The sequence below is a fragment of the Paraburkholderia sp. GAS38 genome, assembly GCF_050434965.1.
GTDB lineage: Bacteria > Pseudomonadota > Gammaproteobacteria > Burkholderiales > Burkholderiaceae > Paraburkholderia > Paraburkholderia phenazinium_A.
Window position 1 is genome coordinate 344490 of record NZ_JBNDJO010000002.1, and the last position, 15859, is coordinate 360348.

14 protein-coding genes and 1 pseudogene are annotated in these 15859 nt (G+C 64.1%); 9 read left to right on the top strand and 6 right to left on the bottom strand.

The window, feature by feature from the left end; translation table 11 throughout:
• Positions 1-8: 8 nt before the first annotated feature.
• The 6 genes from P3T42_RS05740 (at position 9) to P3T42_RS05765 (ending at position 5559) form a co-directional block, all read left to right on the top strand.
• Complete coding sequence (locus P3T42_RS05740; protein WP_074300093.1) at positions 9-1070, top strand: Nit6803 family nitrilase; 1062 nt, start codon at positions 9-11, stop codon at positions 1068-1070.
• 10 nt (positions 1071-1080) lie between these two features.
• Positions 1081-2151, top strand: a complete 1071-nt coding sequence (locus P3T42_RS05745) for an MSMEG_0568 family radical SAM protein (RefSeq protein ID WP_429305619.1) — start codon at positions 1081-1083, stop codon at positions 2149-2151.
• A 2-nt stretch (positions 2152-2153) separates the two neighbouring features.
• Positions 2154-2729: an MSMEG_0567/Sll0786 family nitrogen starvation N-acetyltransferase gene (locus P3T42_RS05750; RefSeq protein ID WP_074300091.1), complete on the top strand. Its 576-nt coding sequence runs from the start codon at positions 2154-2156 to the stop codon at positions 2727-2729.
• Positions 2726-3712, top strand: a complete 987-nt coding sequence (locus P3T42_RS05755; protein WP_429305408.1) for a sll0787 family AIR synthase-like protein — start codon at positions 2726-2728, stop codon at positions 3710-3712. The genes P3T42_RS05750 and P3T42_RS05755 overlap by 4 nt, the downstream gene beginning before the upstream one ends.
• A gap of 143 nt (positions 3713-3855) precedes the next feature.
• Positions 3856-4140 (top strand): MSMEG_0570 family nitrogen starvation response protein, encoded by a 285-nt coding sequence (locus P3T42_RS05760; RefSeq protein WP_074300089.1) that lies wholly within the window; start codon positions 3856-3858, stop codon positions 4138-4140.
• A gap of 105 nt (positions 4141-4245) precedes the next feature.
• Positions 4246-5559: an MSMEG_0569 family flavin-dependent oxidoreductase gene (locus P3T42_RS05765; protein WP_429305409.1), complete on the top strand. Its 1314-nt coding sequence runs from the start codon at positions 4246-4248 to the stop codon at positions 5557-5559.
• 70 nt (positions 5560-5629) lie between these two features.
• Here P3T42_RS05765 and P3T42_RS05770 read toward each other — a convergent pair whose 3' ends face one another.
• The 4 genes from P3T42_RS05770 to P3T42_RS05785 form a co-directional block, all read right to left on the bottom strand.
• Positions 5630-7771: a phosphocholine-specific phospholipase C gene (locus tag P3T42_RS05770; protein ID WP_429305410.1), complete on the bottom strand. Its 2142-nt coding sequence runs from the start codon at positions 7769-7771 to the stop codon at positions 5630-5632.
• Between the two features lie 82 nt (positions 7772-7853).
• Positions 7854-8132, bottom strand: a complete 279-nt coding sequence (locus P3T42_RS05775) for a hypothetical protein (RefSeq protein WP_074300086.1) — start codon at positions 8130-8132, stop codon at positions 7854-7856.
• A 317-nt stretch (positions 8133-8449) separates the two neighbouring features.
• Positions 8450-8911, bottom strand: a complete 462-nt coding sequence (locus tag P3T42_RS05780) for a RidA family protein (protein WP_074300085.1) — start codon at positions 8909-8911, stop codon at positions 8450-8452.
• A gap of 47 nt (positions 8912-8958) precedes the next feature.
• A complete protein-coding gene (locus P3T42_RS05785) occupies positions 8959-9828 on the bottom strand; it encodes an IclR family transcriptional regulator (RefSeq protein WP_074300084.1) in 870 nt (289 codons plus the stop codon).
• 121 nt (positions 9829-9949) lie between these two features.
• Between P3T42_RS05785 and P3T42_RS05790 the strand changes: the two genes are divergently transcribed.
• The 3 genes from P3T42_RS05790 to P3T42_RS05800 all read left to right on the top strand — a co-directional run bounded on the left by P3T42_RS05790 (position 9950) and on the right by P3T42_RS05800 (position 13915).
• A complete protein-coding gene (locus P3T42_RS05790) occupies positions 9950-11149 on the top strand; it encodes an aminotransferase class V-fold PLP-dependent enzyme (RefSeq protein ID WP_429305411.1) in 1200 nt (399 codons plus the stop codon).
• Between the two features lie 147 nt (positions 11150-11296).
• Entirely contained in the window at positions 11297-12415 is a 1119-nt protein-coding gene (locus tag P3T42_RS05795; RefSeq protein ID WP_429305412.1) for a porin, read from the top strand.
• A gap of 132 nt (positions 12416-12547) precedes the next feature.
• Positions 12548-13915, top strand: coding sequence for a gluconate:H+ symporter (locus P3T42_RS05800; RefSeq protein ID WP_074300081.1), 1368 nt, complete (start codon positions 12548-12550; stop codon positions 13913-13915).
• Positions 13916-13995: 80 nt separating this feature from the next.
• Here the strand turns inward: P3T42_RS05800 and P3T42_RS05805 are convergent, their stop codons facing one another.
• Both P3T42_RS05805 and P3T42_RS05810 read right to left on the bottom strand, forming a co-directional pair.
• Positions 13996-14865, bottom strand: a complete 870-nt coding sequence (locus P3T42_RS05805) for an alpha/beta fold hydrolase (protein ID WP_429305413.1) — start codon at positions 14863-14865, stop codon at positions 13996-13998.
• An 86-nt stretch (positions 14866-14951) separates the two neighbouring features.
• Positions 14952-15681, bottom strand: a pseudogene (locus P3T42_RS05810) (TetR/AcrR family transcriptional regulator).
• Between the last annotated feature and the right edge of the window lie 178 nt (positions 15682-15859).

Sequence of the window (15859 nt, forward strand, 5' to 3'; positions counted from 1 at the left end):
CCCCCACCATGTCTGAAAAACGCATTGTTCGTGCCGCCGCGGTCCAGATCTCACCGGACTTCGAGCGCAGCGACGGCACCCTCGACAAGGTCTGCGAAGCCATCGATCAGGCCGCACGCGAAGGCGTGCAACTGATCGTGTTTCCCGAGACCTTCGTGCCGTATTACCCGTACTTTTCGTTCGTGCGGCCGCCGGTGGCTTCCGGCGCCGATCATATGCGGCTCTACGACGAGGCGGTGGTGGTGCCCGGTCCGGTGACGCAGGCCGTAGCCGAACGCGCGCGCCTGCATCGCATGGTGGTCGTGCTCGGGGTCAACGAGCGCGATTACGGCAGCCTGTACAACACGCAACTGATTTTCGACGTGGACGGCCAGTTGCTGCTCAAGCGCCGCAAGATAACGCCGACTTTCCACGAGCGGATGATCTGGGGGCAAGGCGACGCGGCGGGGCTGAAGGTCGTGCAGACCGCGGTCGCGCGGGTCGGCGCGCTGGCCTGCTGGGAGCACTACAACCCGCTCGCGCGCTATGCCCTGATGACGCAGCACGAGGAGATTCACTGCAGCCAGTTTCCGGGTTCGCTGGTAGGGCCGATCTTCGCGGAGCAGATCGAAGTCACGATCCGTCATCACGCTCTGGAGTCCGGCTGCTTCGTTGTCAATGCAACCGGTTGGCTGACCGAAGCGCAGATCGCCTCGGTGACCGGCGACACGAATCTGCAGAAGGCGCTGCGCGGCGGCTGCAATACGGCAATCGTCTCGCCTGAAGGCCAGCATCTGGCCGCGCCGCTGCGCGAAGGCGAGGGCATGGTGATCGCGGATCTGGACATGGCGCTGATCACGAAACGCAAACGCATGATGGATTCGGTCGGCCACTACGCGCGGCCGGAACTGCTGAGTCTTGCGATCAACGAACGGCCGGCTACGACGGTGTCGCCGATGCCGCCGTGGGGCGCTTCGGCTTCTGCCGCTGCCTCTGTCTTTGACACACCTCCAACCGGCGACGCCGGTCCCGATTTCAACTCAACCGTGGGATGCCGCGATGAACGCCAACGAGACCTTGCCGGCCGCTAGCCGGCAATTGATGACGGAGTTGCAGTCGGTGGGCTTGCGGCTTGCCGATCCGGGTACCGGCGTCGCCAGCCGCCGCGGCGGTGCGGGGCCGTCGGACCACAAGGCCGTGACGGTGGACGGCGTGACCATCATGGTGCCGGTGCATACCAACACGGCGTGGCACTCGCCGTTCGTCGCCGCGCCGGCGGATGCGGGCGGCGTGAGTGCGCTGCTGCGCGGCACGATCCCGATTGCCAATATCAGCTTTCCGAAGGCGCCGCGTTTTTACGGCATGCAGACGCTCGACGGCGTGCCGTACTCGCATATCGCCACGCTGCACAGTGCGGATGTGCTGGCGACGACGGTGCTGCAGACCTGCATCCGCTACGAGAGCCGCCGCAAGACCTGCAAGTTCTGCGCAATCGGCCAGTCTCTCGCGGCAGGCCGCACGATTGCGCGCAAGACGCCAGAGCAGCTTGCCGAAGTGGCGCGCGCGGCGGTGCTGCTCGACGGCGTCAAGCATATGGTGCTGACGACCGGCACGCCGCCCACCAGCGACCGCGGTGCGCAGATCCTCTGCGAAAGCGCGTTTGCAATCCGCGCCGCCGTCGATCTGCCGATCCAGGCGCAGTGTGAACCGCCCGACGACGACCGCTGGTTCGCACGCATGAAAGCCAGCGGCATTGATACGCTCGGCATGCATCTCGAAGTGGTCACGCCGGCCTTGCGCGAACGCATCATGCCGGGCAAGTCGAGCGTGCCGCTGTCACGTTATCTGGAGGCGTTCAAGGCGGCGGTGGCGGTGTTCGGACGCGGCCAGGTCAGCACCTATATTCTCGCGGGACTGGGCGATAGCGCCGAGGCGATCTTGAGCATGTCCCGCGAACTGATCGAACTCGGCGTGTATCCGTTCGTGGTGCCGTTCGTGCCGATCAGCGGCACACCGCTCGAAGATCATCCGGCGCCGACGCCCGACTTCATGAAGTCGGTGCTGCAGCCGCTCGGTGCGATGCTCTCGGCAGCAAGTCTGCGTTCGAGCGACATCAAGGCCGGTTGCGGCAAGTGCGGCGCGTGTTCATCGTTGTCTTCGTACGAGGTGTGATCATGTTTGGCGAAGCGATCGCAGGGGTATCGGACGCGCTCGATGTCACACCGGCGTTATATACGCCGACCGAGTACCGCATCAAATGGACCACGCTGCCGTGGGAAGCTGAGGAGGCCTACAAGCTGCGGCGCGCGGTGTTCTGCATCGAGCAGGGCATTTTCGTCGGCGACGACCGCGACGAAATCGACGAGCGTGCGCAGCAACTGGTCGCGGTGAGCTGTCTTGCCGGCATCCCCGAGCAGGTGGTGGGCACGGTGCGCATCCATCAGGAAGCGCCGGGCGTGTGGTACGGCTCGCGGCTGGCGGTGCACGCCGCGTTTCGGCGCCACGGCAAGATTGGCGCGACGCTGATCCGCCTCGCGGTGACGAGCGCGCATGCGCTTGGCTGCGAGACGTTTCTCGCGCATGTGCAGAGCCAGAATGTGCCGCTATTTCAAGCGCTGCATTGGGACGCCCTCGAACAGGAGATGGTGCATGGCCGCTCGCATCATTTGATGCAGGCGCAGCTCGGACACTATCCACCATGCACGGCGCCGCGCAGCGGCTTCGTCACGCAGGCGCGGAGCGGATCATGAGTGTGGCGGACCTGGTCGCGGACCTGCGTGAGAGTCGTGGCTTCCGGCACAAGACGGATATTGCCGGGGTGGTGGCGTCGCTGGCGCGGCGCATGCCTCGTGGCGCGAGCGATCTCGGCCAGGCTGTCGCGTTAGGCGACGACTGCGCCGCGCTGGCGGACGGCGACGGCTACCTGCTGTTTGCCATCGAAGGCATGGTGAGCGATTTCGTGCAGGCGATGCCGTGGTTCGCGGGCTATAGCAGCGTGATGGTCAACGTCAGCGATATCTACGCGATGGGTGGCCGCCCGCTCGCCGTGGTGGATGCGTTATGGAGCGACGGTGTCGACGCGGCGCATGAGGTGCTGGCGGGGATGGCGGCGGCATCGGTGGCGTACGGCGTGCCGATTGTCGGCGGACACACCAACGCACGCAGCGATCGGGCGCAGTTGGCGGTATCGATCCTCGGACGCGCCCAGGCGCTGTTGTCGAGCTTTAACGCGCGACCCGGCGATCGCCTGCTGATGGCGGTCGATCTGCGCGGCCGTTTCGAAGAACCCTATCCGTTCTGGAATGCGTCGGTCGGCGCGCCGGCTGAACGTCTGCGCGGCGACCTGGAGTTGTTGCCGCAGTTGGCGGAAAGCGGCCTGTGCGACGCCGCCAAGGACATCAGCATGGCGGGCACCCTCGGGACGGCGTTGATGTTGCTCGAATGCTCGCAGGTGGGCGCGCGAATCGACCTCGACACCATCCCCAAGCCCGCCGAGGTGCCGCTGGCGCACTGGATCACGGCATTTCCGAGCTTTGGTTATCTGCTGGCAGTGCGCGAGGAACACGTCGAACGCGTGCAGGCGCTATTCGCGTCGCGTTCGCTCGCCTGCGCGGCGATCGGCACGGTGGATGCGTCATGCGAAGTGGTCGTGCACCGCGGCGAGGAAGCGGCCGTGTTATGGGACTTCGGCGGCGAACCGTTTATCGTCCCCGCAGAGCAGGTGCTGCGATGAACAAGGATGCATTGCGGATCGCGTTGCTCACGCATTCGGTCGACCCGCGCGGCGGGGTCGTGCATACGCTCGAACTGGCGAGCGCGCTCAGCTCGCATAGACGCCGCTTGCGGTTCACCAGCCATCAGCAGAAAGGAATCTCCATGCCTGTCATGCACTTTCGGATTCAATGGCCTGATGGCGACGAAGCGAATTGCTATTCGCCGTCGCAGGTGGTCAGCGATTTCTTTACGCCGGGTCACGCTTACCCGCTCGACGACTTTGTCCAACGCTCGCGCGAGGCGCTCAACATCGCCTCGGAGCGCGTGCGGCAGAAGTACGGTTTTGCCTGCTCGGCCGCGATGGATCAGCTCGCGCAGATCGAGCGCGACGCGGAGCGCTTTCGCGAGCAGGCGGGCGCCACCGTGAAAGTCATCGAGTTGGTCTGAACCGGATGCAACACACGGGTTCACACATGACCTAACCGTTTCGTCGGGCCAGCCGCGCGATATCGCCGCGACGGCCGGCCGATCTTCCACTTGCAAGGACGCATCATGTCGAACACAGCGCACTCCGTGAACAGCGGGACAGGCGAGCAAGGACACGGCGACGGCCGCTACAGCGTGCTCGTCGTCGGCGGCGGGCAGGCGGGGCTGTCGATCAGTTACTACCTGAAACAGGCCGGCGTCGATCACCTCGTGCTCGAGAAGCAGACGCTCACGCATACCTGGCGCAAGCAGCGCTGGGACGCCTTCTGTCTCGTCACGCCGAACTGGCAATGCGGGCTGCCGGGCTACCCCTATGCGGGCGACGATCCGCATGGCTTCATGAAGAAGGACGAAATCGTCGCCTACCTCGACGGCTTCATCGCCATGGTGGATGCGCCCGTGCTGGAGCATACCCAGGTCAGCCGCGTGAAACGGCGCGATGACGGCATCTATGCGGTGACGACCAGCCAGGGCGATTTCACCGCCGATCAGGTGGTCGTGGCCTCAGGCGGTTATCACACGCCCATCGTGCCGCGCATGGCTGAACGCCTGCCTGCACAGATCGTGCAGATGCAGTCGTCCGAGTATCGCAATCCGCAGGCGTTGCCCGAGGGCGCGGTGCTGGTGGTGGGTTCGGGACAATCCGGCGCGCAGATCGCAGAAGACCTGCATCTGGCCGGCCGCAAGGTGGTGCTGGCGGTGGGCGAGGCGCCGCGCTGCGCGCGTTTCTATCGTGGGCGCGATGTGGTGGATTGGCTCGCGGACATGCAGTACTACGATATGCCGGTGGAAAAACATCCGCTGCGCGAAGGCGTGCGTGACAACACCAATCACTATGTGACCGGTCGCGACGGTGGCCGCGATATCGACCTGCGCCGGTTCGCCGCCGAAGGCATGGAGCTGTACGGACGGCTCGAAGACCTGCGCGACGGCGTGCTGCACTTTGCGCCGAACCTCACGGCCAATCTCGACGATGCGGACGACACCTATAACCGCATCAATGCCAGCATCGACGGCTTCATCAGCAAGAACGCGATCGACGCGCCGCCCGGCGACGTCTATGCCCCCGTCTGGCAGCCCGTGCATGAACGCACGACGCTCGCACTCGCCGACAGCGGCATCGCGGCGATCGTGTGGTGCATCGGCTTTACGCCGGACTTTAGCTGGATCGACGCACCCGTGTTCAATGGACGAGGCTATCCGGCGCACACGCGCGGCATTACGCCGGTCGAGGGCCTGTATTTCGTCGGCTTGCCCTGGTTGCACACATGGGGCTCGGGGCGGTTCTCGGGGATTGCGCGCGACGCGGGCCACGTCGTGCAGGCGATTCTTGCGAAGCAGCGTGAACGCGCCGCGGCTTGCGCCTCGATGGCGGCTTGAGAAGTGAAGGTGAAGGCGCCCGGGCCGCGCACAGCGCGCGGCCCGGGAGACGGTCTTTACAGAGCGAGGCTTAGCTGCCCAGCGCCGGATCGCTCATGCTGCTGCGTCCCGTTTCCACGTGACCGGCGAGACGCCGCACGTAGGTCGCGTCCGTGTTGACGGTTATCGTCAGGTCGTACCAGCCGTAGGCGGCGCGCAGATCGAGGTAGAGCTCCTCCGTGCTGCCGCCCACGACGGTGCGCTTGACGCTCATGCTCGGATCGTACGCATTGCTGATGGTGAATTCGCAACGTGCCGTGCCGAGGTTCTGGAGACGCAACTGCAGGTTGCCGTTGGCGACGTCGTAACCTTCGGCCACTTCCGGTTGGGCCACTTCCGTATGGCTCCACCAGTTCGATGCGACCGCCGGCTTGCCGGCGAAACGGCGCAGATAGCCGTTCGGGCCGAACACGGTGTAGTCGTAAGTGCCGCTGGCGGTGACCGGGAAGTTGTCGTCAATGCGCTTGCCGGCTTCGACGGTATAGCTGCGCGGTGCAGCGCTGCTATTGGTTGCATAGACCAGGAACACGGCGCCGGCTTGCCCGCTGTTGAGGAAGCGCATCGACAGCTGGCCTTGCGAAGCCTCGTCGTGCAGGCGCACGAAGAGTTCGTAGGGCAGGGCACGCGCGGGGCGCACGCCCGGTTCCTGTTTCGGCACGGCCTGCACGAGCGGCGGCAGCGGCACATAGTCCGGGTGACGCAACTGGTCCGGCGGCACGTAGCTGGAAGTGCTCGGCAGCGTCGGCGTGGCGTCGTTCGGATTGACGAAGTTGAAGGCCGACGTCAGGTCGCCGCAGATCGCCTGGCGCCACGGCGTGATGTTCGATTCGGCGAGATTGTGGCTTTGACCGAAGCGCTTTTCGATGAAGCGGATCACCGACGTGTGGTCGAACAGTTGCGAGCACACATAACCGCCCTTCGTCCACGGCGACACCACGATCATCGGCACGCGCGGTCCAAGGCCGTACGGGCCGTTGGAATATTCGCCGGCCGTGTACTGGCCATTGCCCGTGTAGTTTTCGTTGGTGAGCGCGACCGTCGACAGGCCGCTGGCGCTGCTGGTCGGCGCAAACGGCGGCGCCATGTGATCGAAGAAGCCGTCGTTCTCGTCGTAGTTGACGAGCAGCACCGTCTTGCTCCACACCTCCGGGTTCGACGTCAGGATCTGCAGCACCTGATCGACATACCACGCGCCGTAGTTGGCGGGCCAGTTCGGGTGCTCGGAATAGGCTTCTGGCGCGACGATCCACGAGACCTGCGGCAGCGTGTTGTTGGTCACGTCCTGCTTCAGGACATCGAAGTAAGTGCCGCCGTTCGACACGTTGGTGCCCGTGCGTGCGTTGTCGTACAGCGGATTGCCCGGTTGCGCGTTGCGGTACTGGTTGAAGTACAGCAGCGAGTTGTCGCCGTAGTTGCCGATATACGGATTCGAGGTCCAGCCCCACGAGCCGTTGGCGTTCAGGCCGGTGCCCATGTCCTGATAGATCTTCCACGAAATGCCCGCGCTTTGCAGCACTTCCGGGTAGGTCGACCAGCCGTAGCCGAGTTCGGAGTTGTCGATCACCGGGCCACCGCCGTTGCCGTCGTTGCCCACCCAGCCGGTCCACATGTAGTAGCGGTTCGGATCGGTCGGGCCCATGATCGAGCAGTGGTACGCGTCGCAGATCGTGAACGCGTCGGCGAGTGCGTAGTGGAACGGAATGTCTTCGCGCGTCATGTACGCCATCGTCGTGGTGCCCTTGGCCGGCACCCACTGGTCGTAGAGGCCGCCGTTCCATGCGGTGTGCGTGCTGTTCCAGTCGTGCGCCAGATCCTGCAGGAACTGCAGGCCCAGATTCGGTGCGCTCGGACGGAACGGCAGCACATAGGCGGCGTCCGCGGCGATACCTTCTGCAAGCGGCTGATACCACACCGGATTGCCCGTGGGCAGCGAGACCGCGCGCGTGTCGCCGAAACCGCGCACGCCGCGCAGCGTGCCGAAGTAGTGATCGAACGAACGGTTTTCCTGCATCAGGATGATGACGTGCTCAACGTCCTGGATGGTGCCGGTTGCGTTGTTGGCAGGCAGCGCGAGCGCGTTGCGGATGCCGAGCGGCAGCATGCCTAACGCGGTTGCGGAACCGGCAGCCGAGGCGGCTGCGCGTAGAAAATCACGGCGATTTTTTGATGTCATGTTGGGCTTCGATCTTCAGGAGAAGGAATATGCGCGACGGCACTCAAGCACAGGCACAGCCGGCGCGGGGACTCAGACGAACTCAATCAACGGTGTGAATCACGGGTGTTGCAAGACTGTCGGATGCGGCTGCGCCAACCTGTGCGGGAGCGGGCGGCGGTGTCTGGATGGTTTGCGCGGGCAAGGCTGCGGCCTGCGCCGTATGAGTTGAAGCGGTTTGCGGCACGGCCCAGGGAGCGGGCGGGGCGGCGTCGATCTGTTCGGCGGTGGTCGTGGGCGTCGCGGGCGGCTTGGTGTCGTCGTTGCCGCAGGCGCTCAGAAACAGGCCCAGGGACGCTGCGAATACGCTTGCCCAGAGCATGCGTAACCACGCCCCTGGCCGCGTCGCCAAACGTTTGCCTACGGAGTTTTCGTTGAACGCAACGCTACACGCAGACCTGGCGAACATGGGAGGCCTTTGACGATGGGAAGGAATCTGGCGAGGGTGTGGGGTCCCTCGCTCATCACCGCCGAAGCATAACTAGTTACCTGTGTAAGATTTATGAACCTTGGGTAAGAAGTTGCGATTGTGCAGGTTTGCGCGATTTGTGAAAGGTGCGTTTTTGACGTGCGAATGCCCGCTTCGCTCAGTGGCGCGGCTCACGGGCGCCGCCTGGCGGCGCAAATGCGTTGCGCAACTCAATCGCAGATGGCGACGATGGCCTCGATCTCGACGGTGATGTTGCCCGGCAGCGAGCCCATGCCCACAGCCGAGCGCGAGTGCCGGCCTGCTTCGCCGAACACGTCGACGAACAGATCCGAGCAACCGTTGATGACATGCGGATGTTCGGTGAATTCCGGTGTAGCGTTGACCATCCCAAGTAACTTGACGACCCGCTTCACGCGTTGCAGGTCGCCCAGTTCATTGTGCAGGACCGCGAGCAGATTCAGCCCGACCAGTTGCGCGTGTCCATACGCTTCTTCGGTGCTGACGGTGGCGCCCACCTTGCCGGTCATCAGCGAACCGGCTTCGTTCAGGGGGCCCTGACCCGAGAGGAACAGTAGATTGCCTTCACGTGTGCAGTGACGGAAGTTGCCGATCGGCGTCGGCACTTGAGGAAGCTTCAGGCCGCGTGCATGCAGCCGTTCATAACAGTTCATCTGGGATCGAATGGGGTGAGATCGGGCTGAAAAATTTCAAACGACTTTCAGGCGGTGGCGCCCTGCTCGCGATGCCGCCAGCCGAGCCGCGCTTCGATGCGGGCGGCGACGTCTTGCACGGCCTGGGCATAGCGCTCGGTGCCGAGCACGGCTTTCGCCTCGGGCATCACAATCGAAATCGTAAACACGCAGGTGCCGGTGTTATCGAGCACAGGCGCGGCGAGGCACGCTACCGACGCATCGGACTCGCCGATCTGGATCGACAGGCGCGCGTCGAGCGCGTCTCGCGCAATCTGCGCGAGTACCTTGGGACGGGTTTCGGCGCGGCCGGTGGGCGAGGCCTGGGCATGCTCGGCGAAGAAGGCGATCCGTTCGGCGTCCGGAAGATGACCGACCAGCAGGCGCCCCGACGCGGTCCAGTTGAGCGGCACCCGGCTGCCCACGCGCGAGGTGACACGGAAATGCCCCGGCCCTTCGGCCATCTGGAGCACGATCATCATGCCCTCTTCGAGTCCGCACACCTGGACCGTCTCTTCGACTTCGGCGGACAGACGCTGCATTTCCTCGTTCGCCACCGCGAGGTAGTCGAGCGAACTGGCGTAGGTGAGCCCATAGCCATAGAGCCGCGAGCCGAGCCAGATGGTGCCGTCCAGACGCCGGGCCAACAGGTTCTTTTCGACCAGATCGTTGATGATCGAATAGACCGTAGAGAGCGGGGCGCCTACCATGCGCGCGACTTCATAGGCCGTGGCCGGCCGGTTGGCTTCCTGCAGCGCGTCGAGAATCTGCACCGCGCGGTCGATCGCGCTGGTGCGGGTGCGCGGCGCCTGGGAGGCCGGCGCCGCGGGCGTCTCGGCGGGCGTCGCGGATAAGGCCGCCGCGGCCTCAGCGGCGGTGGATCGGGGCGTACGGGCCATTGTGCTCCTTGGATGCCGGATGTTTTTGTCCAGTTGACGCACGGACATTGTATGCTAGACTAATCCTCAATTACAACACATATTCCATAATTAAGAAATACTCGCCTGGAGACGTTTCTCGATGGATATCCGCTCTCGCTACGGTTTACGGCCTGTCATCAACGCCTCGGGCACGATGACGAGTCTCGGCGCTTCCAGTGTCCACGCTCCGGTCATTGAAGCGGTGGCGGAGGTTTTGCCGCAGTTCGTCGAGATCGACGATCTGCAACGCAAGGCCTCTGCGGTCATCGCGCGAGCGTGCGGCAGCGAAGCGGGCTATATCACCGCGTCGTGCTCGGCGGGCATCACCTTGAGCATTGCCGCGACCATGACGGGCGACGACCTGGGCCTGATCGAGCGTCTGCCGGATACGAGCGGCCTGCGTCATGAAGTCGTCATCCAGACCGGTCATCTCGTCAATTATGGCGCACCCATCGATCAGGCGATCCGCCTCGCCGGTGCGCGGGTCGTGCCGGTCGGCGCCGCTACCGAAGCGCACGGCTATCAACTGGCGAGCGCCATCGGCGAGCACACCACGGCGGCACTCTACGTCGTGTCGCATCACACCGTGCAGTACGGGATGATCCCGCTCGAAGAATTCGTCGCCGTGGCACACGCGAAGGGCGTGCCGGTGATCGTCGATGCTGCGTCCGAATATGACCTGCAGCGCTTTATCGCGGCAGGTGCGGACCTCGCGCTTTACTCCGCGCACAAGTTCCTCGGCGGGTTGACCGCCGGCATCGTCGCCGGCCGTAAAGCGCTGGTGCGGGCCGCTTACTTCCAGAACGGCGGCATTGGCCGCGGCATGAAGGTCGGCAAGGAGGGCATCGTCGGGGCGATGGCCGCGCTCGAACAATGGCAACAGCGCGATCACGTGGCGGTCCGCGCGCGCGAACACGCTTATCTGACGTTCTGGCGTGAGGCGCTGAAGCGCTTCGCCGGGGTGCGCGCCGAACTCGACGCCGACCCGACCGGCAATCCGCTCGAGCGTCTGAAACTGCAGATCGATCCGCGCGAGGCACGCACCAGCGCCTGGGATCTCGCCGATGCGCTGGCGCGTCCGCCGGCGGGCGAGGCCCCGGTGATCGTGCGCGATCACGAAGCCGAACAGCATTTCTTTTTCGTCGACCCGTGCAATCTGCATCCTGGCGAAGAGCAGGTGGTGCTGGCGCGCCTTGTCGCCGAGCTCGAACGTGCGCAGCAAGCGCACGAGCCGCGGGTGACGCCGTTCCATCAGCGCGACGCCCGCCGCGGGGCAACCCGTCGCAACTGGCCCGACTGACACGCCGTTCCACGAAGACTGTGTTTGACCGATACACCGGATTCGTTCCGGTGTCGCTTTGCCTTGCACGCTTAGTACTACTGATATAGCCGGGACAATCCCTAACCACCGGCGTTTGCTTTTCTTTCGACCTGAGGAAACCACCACATGATGCACAAGCAGATTCTTCGCGCGACGCTCGCCGTCGCCGCAACCGGACTGGCCGGCGCGGCTGCCCATGCGCAAAGCAGCGTCACGCTATATGGCATTGTCGACGCCGGCATTACGTACACCAACAACCAGAAGGGACAGTCGGCGTATCAGGCGACGCCAGGCAACGTGCAGGGTTCACGCTGGGGCTTGCTGGGCAGCGAAGATCTGGGCGGCGGCAACAAGGTGCTGTTCAGGCTGGAAAACAGTTTCAATCTCGAAACGGGCGCGCTGGGCGGGGGTGGCCGGATGTTCGGGCGCGGCGCATGGGTGGGGTTGAGCAACGACCGGGCCGGTACGATCACACTCGGGCGCCAGTACAACAGCGTGCAGGACTACCTGTCGAATATGCAGATCAACGGCGTGGGTGCGCTGAGCCAGTATGCCAACGCGGTCTACGATAACGACGACCTCAACAACACCTATCGCACCGACAACGCCGTCAAATACACCACGCCCACCTGGGCCGGCTTCACCGCCAATGCGATGTACGCGTTTTCGAACACCGCCGGGCAATTTGCCAACAACCGCGCATGGAGTGCCGGTGCGGATTACGTGAATGGTCCGCTGCATCTCGATGCGGCCTATTCGCTGGTCGATCAGCCGGCCAGCAATACGGCCGGCGCGGCGCCTTCGGACAACTACTACGGCACGAGTTCGTCGATCATCAGCAACGTTGCGCGCAATCAGGTGTGGGGTGCCGGCGGCTCCTATGCATTCGGACCGGCTACGCTCGCGCTGCTGTACACCAATTCGCAGTTCAATCTGATTGCGGGCGGCAGCCTGCGCTTTGCCAACTATGAAGCGAGCGTGCGCTACCAGTTGACGCCGGCCACGCTGCTCTCGCTCGGCTATATCTACACGAGCCAGAACAGCAGCGCGGCAAGCGCCGCGAACGCGCACTACAACCAGGTCGCCGTGGGCGGCGAGTATTTCCTGTCGAAGACCACCGACCTCTACCTGAACGGCGTCTATCAGAATGCCGCCGGCTCGAAAGCGTGGATCGAAGGGATCTCGAACCCGTCCAGCACCAACGGGCAATTCTCCACCGTCGCCGGCATTCGCCACAAGTTCTAGCCACCCAGCGAACCCGTGTTGCGCGCCTGTCGTGGCAGGTCCACGCGGCGCGCCCATCGTAGCGATGGCGCGTGCCGCACGCGCGGCACGTGGCGTATTGCGCGTGGCCGATTCTATTCCCCAGGAGCCCAGATGGCGACCGTTCAAGGCAGTCTTTTACTCGTCTACGCATTGATTGCGATCATTGCGCTCGTCGTGCTGATCGCGCGCTTCAAGATGAATCCGTTCATCACGTTGATGCTGGTGTCGGTGGCGTTGGCACTCGCGGTCGGCATGCCGATGACCTCGATTCTCAAGTCGTTCGAAACCGGCGTGGGCGGCACCCTCGGTCACATCGCCATCGTGGTCGGTCTGGGCACGATGCTCGGCAAGATGATGGCCGAATCGGGCGGAGCGGAACGGATTGCCCGTACGCTGATCGATCTGTTCGGACCGAAGAACGTTCATTGGGCGATGATGTGCATCGCTTTCCTCGTCGGCCTGCCGGTGTTCTTCGAAGTCGGCTTCGTGCTGCTGATTCCGATTGCCTTTAACGTGGCGCAACGCACCGGCACGTCGATGATCCGCGTCGGCATTCCGATGGTGGCGGGACTGTCGGTGGTGCACGGCCTGATTCCACCGCACCCGGCTGCGTTGCTGGCGGTGACCGCGTACAACGCGGATATCGGCCACACGATTTTCTATGCGCTGATTGTCGGCATTCCGACCGCCGCGCTGGCCGGACCGCTGTTTTCGAAGCTGATTAGCCGCTTCGTGGTGCTCGAAGGGGTGAACCCGATGGCGCAGCAGTTCATCGAGCAGGACGCCAAACGCGCGCAGCAGCAACTGCCGGGCTTCGGCATCACGTTACTGACGGTGCTGCTGCCCGTCCTGTTGATGCTGGTGGGGAGTTGGGCCGACCTGATCGTGCCGGTCAAGTCCACTGCGAACAACGTCCTGCATCTGATCGGCCACCCGGACATGGCGCTGCTGCTGGCGGTGCTGCTGAGTTTCTATACGTTCGGGACGGCGCGCGGTTTCGGTCGCGAGCAGATCCTGAAGTTTACCAACGAGTGCCTGGCGCCGACCGCCGGCATCACGCTGGTGGTGGGAGCCGGCGCGGGCTTTGGGCGCATCCTGATCGATAGCGGCGCGTCGAAGGCGATCGTCGATGTGGCGACTGGCGCGCACGTGCCGCTCCTGATTCTGGCTTGGCTGGTAGCGGCACTCATTCGTGTGGCGACGGGTTCGGCCACGGTGGCGATGGCTACCGCCGCGGGCATCATTGCTCCGATCGCGGCCGCCGCAGCGAGCACAGGCGGGGTCCGTCCAGAATTGCTGGTGCTTGCCACAGGCGCCGGTTCGCTGATTCTCTCGCATGTGAACGACGGCGGCTTCTGGCTTGTGAAGGAGTACTTCGGTATGACGGTGCCGCAGACCTTCAAAACGTGGACGGTCTGCGAGACGATCATCTCGTTGACTGCGCTGGTGCTGACGTTGGGACTCTCGGCGGTGATCTGAGCCGGCGGGGCGCATGCGGTGGGTGGCCGACGATGCGCTCCGGGGTTCCCGCCCAGACGGTGTGTTTAGGCTCGTTCGCCTCAATCGCGCTTCGTTGCGCGCCGCGCTGCGACAAACGAAGTAATCGCCGCGTTCAGCGCATCAGGGGCATCGCGATGCGGCGAGTGTCCGCACGCACCGAGCTTCGCAAGCTGCGCGTGCGGCACCTGTCCGGCAATGGCGTCGAGATGGGCCATGGTGCCGTAGTGATCGTCATGGCCCTGCACGGCGAGCAAGGGGCAGCGAATCGCGCGCAGTGCGTCGACCATGTTCCAGGTCCTGAACGCAGGGCTTGACCAGATATCGCTCCAGCCGTAAAACGCCGAATCGACATCGTCGTGATAGCGGCTGAGCCGCTCGCGCAATTCGGTTTCCTCGTAAGCGGTCCTGGTCTGCGCGATCCCCTGCAACGAGATGTCTTCGACAAACACATGCGGCGCGACGACGACGGCGCCTGCCAGTTGATCCGGAAACAAGGCCGCATAGTGCAGCGCGATCGAACCGCCGTCGCTGTGGCCGATCAACCACATGCGCGTGCGTTGCACGGCATCGACGCCGAGCGTGTCCAGTAGCGCCGGCAAAATCTCGCGCGCCTGAATGGCCAGATAATCGACCGGCCAGACAACGTCATGAGGCCGCGGCGTCGAACGTCCATAACCGGGCCGCGAATAAACGAGGCCGCGCATGCCGAGCTGATCGCAGAGCTGTTGTGGCCACTCGCGCCACATGGCTATCGAGCCTAGCCCCTCGTGCAGAAACACGGCGAGCGGCGCAGCGTTTAGCGCGGCGTTGAGCCACTGGTATTCGATCCGCAGGGCGTCGTGCGTAACGGTGGCGTCGAGCATGGCGAATTGGCTTGTCGTTGCGTTCATTGCTGCATTGGCGCTTACGGGTGCTGCCGGATTGTGCATGGACCACCTGGAGTGACTCGCGCGATGGAAAACGCGAAGAGGGTACCGATAGACGAATCGAAACGACGCGGGTCAAGGCCCGCAGTTCAACCGCGCGCCGGCGACACCGCACCGCACGCGCGTATTACCAGTTGCACCACTTCTTCAGTCGACGCATCGAAGGCCTTCTGCGTCAGCGCACGCTTGCCGCCCAGCGCGAGAATCTGCGCATCGAAATCCGCGTAGTGCTGCGTGGTCGCCCAGATCATGTACATGAGCGTCTGCGCGTTGACGGGCGCGAGCAGACCGCGCGCAATCCAGTCGTCGATGACGGTGACGCGGCTGTCGAGCCAGGGCTTCACGCGCTGCGTGAGGATGTCCTGCATATGCTCCGCGCCGTGGATGATCTCGTTGGCCCACACCTTCGAGCCGAGCGGCCGCCGTCGCGACAATTCCATTTTCGCCCGCACGTAGCCGCTGATCGCTTCCACCGGATCGTCGCTGCCCTCGAAGGTATCCGCCGCGCGATGCCAGTCCTCGAACAGGTCTTCGAGTACCCGGCGATACAGCGCGAGCTTCGTAGGGAAGTAGTAATGCAGGTTGGCTTTCGGCAAGCCGGCCCGTTCGGCGATCATCGCCGTGCTGGTGCCTTCCAGACCGCGCTCGGCGAACACGGCTTCCGCGCAGGCCAGCAGATGGGCCTCGTTCGATTCGCGAATGTGCGCCTTGCGCCGCCGCAAAGGCGTGGGCGTCTCGTCGTTTTCAGCAATGTCGGCTGCCACTTCGTCGTGTCTCATTGTTGGCCTCGCGCGGCGCGCATGCCGCGTCGCGCTTCATTCTAGTCGTTTGCGCCGCTGCGGACACGCTCAATCGAATCGCGCTGAAGCGACATGCTGCGCTGCAATGGCACGTTTCTCGCTCTGTATCGCAGCGTACGAAAGGCATTGATTTGGCGGAGTTAATCGGCTACAACCTGTCCAACTGGACAGGATTGGAGGAGCGGCCGGCCCCCCAG

Coding starts and splice junctions, on each gene's coding strand:
- P3T42_RS05740 (WP_074300093.1), top strand. CDS start 9: ATGTCTGAAAAACGCATTGTTCGTGCCGCCGCGGTCCAGATCTCACCG.
- P3T42_RS05745 (WP_429305619.1), top strand. CDS start 1,081: ATGACGGAGTTGCAGTCGGTGGGCTTGCGGCTTGCCGATCCGGGTACC.
- P3T42_RS05750 (WP_074300091.1), top strand. CDS start 2,154: ATGTTTGGCGAAGCGATCGCAGGGGTATCGGACGCGCTCGATGTCACA.
- P3T42_RS05755 (WP_429305408.1), top strand. CDS start 2,726: ATGAGTGTGGCGGACCTGGTCGCGGACCTGCGTGAGAGTCGTGGCTTC.
- P3T42_RS05760 (WP_074300089.1), top strand. CDS start 3,856: ATGCCTGTCATGCACTTTCGGATTCAATGGCCTGATGGCGACGAAGCG.
- P3T42_RS05765 (WP_429305409.1), top strand. CDS start 4,246: ATGTCGAACACAGCGCACTCCGTGAACAGCGGGACAGGCGAGCAAGGA.
- P3T42_RS05770 (WP_429305410.1), bottom strand. CDS start 7,771: ATGACATCAAAAAATCGCCGTGATTTTCTACGCGCAGCCGCCTCGGCT.
- P3T42_RS05775 (WP_074300086.1), bottom strand. CDS start 8,132: ATGCTCTGGGCAAGCGTATTCGCAGCGTCCCTGGGCCTGTTTCTGAGC.
- P3T42_RS05780 (WP_074300085.1), bottom strand. CDS start 8,911: ATGAACTGTTATGAACGGCTGCATGCACGCGGCCTGAAGCTTCCTCAA.
- P3T42_RS05785 (WP_074300084.1), bottom strand. CDS start 9,828: ATGGCCCGTACGCCCCGATCCACCGCCGCTGAGGCCGCGGCGGCCTTA.
- P3T42_RS05790 (WP_429305411.1), top strand. CDS start 9,950: ATGGATATCCGCTCTCGCTACGGTTTACGGCCTGTCATCAACGCCTCG.
- P3T42_RS05795 (WP_429305412.1), top strand. CDS start 11,297: ATGATGCACAAGCAGATTCTTCGCGCGACGCTCGCCGTCGCCGCAACC.
- P3T42_RS05800 (WP_074300081.1), top strand. CDS start 12,548: ATGGCGACCGTTCAAGGCAGTCTTTTACTCGTCTACGCATTGATTGCG.
- P3T42_RS05805 (WP_429305413.1), bottom strand. CDS start 14,865: ATGCACAATCCGGCAGCACCCGTAAGCGCCAATGCAGCAATGAACGCA.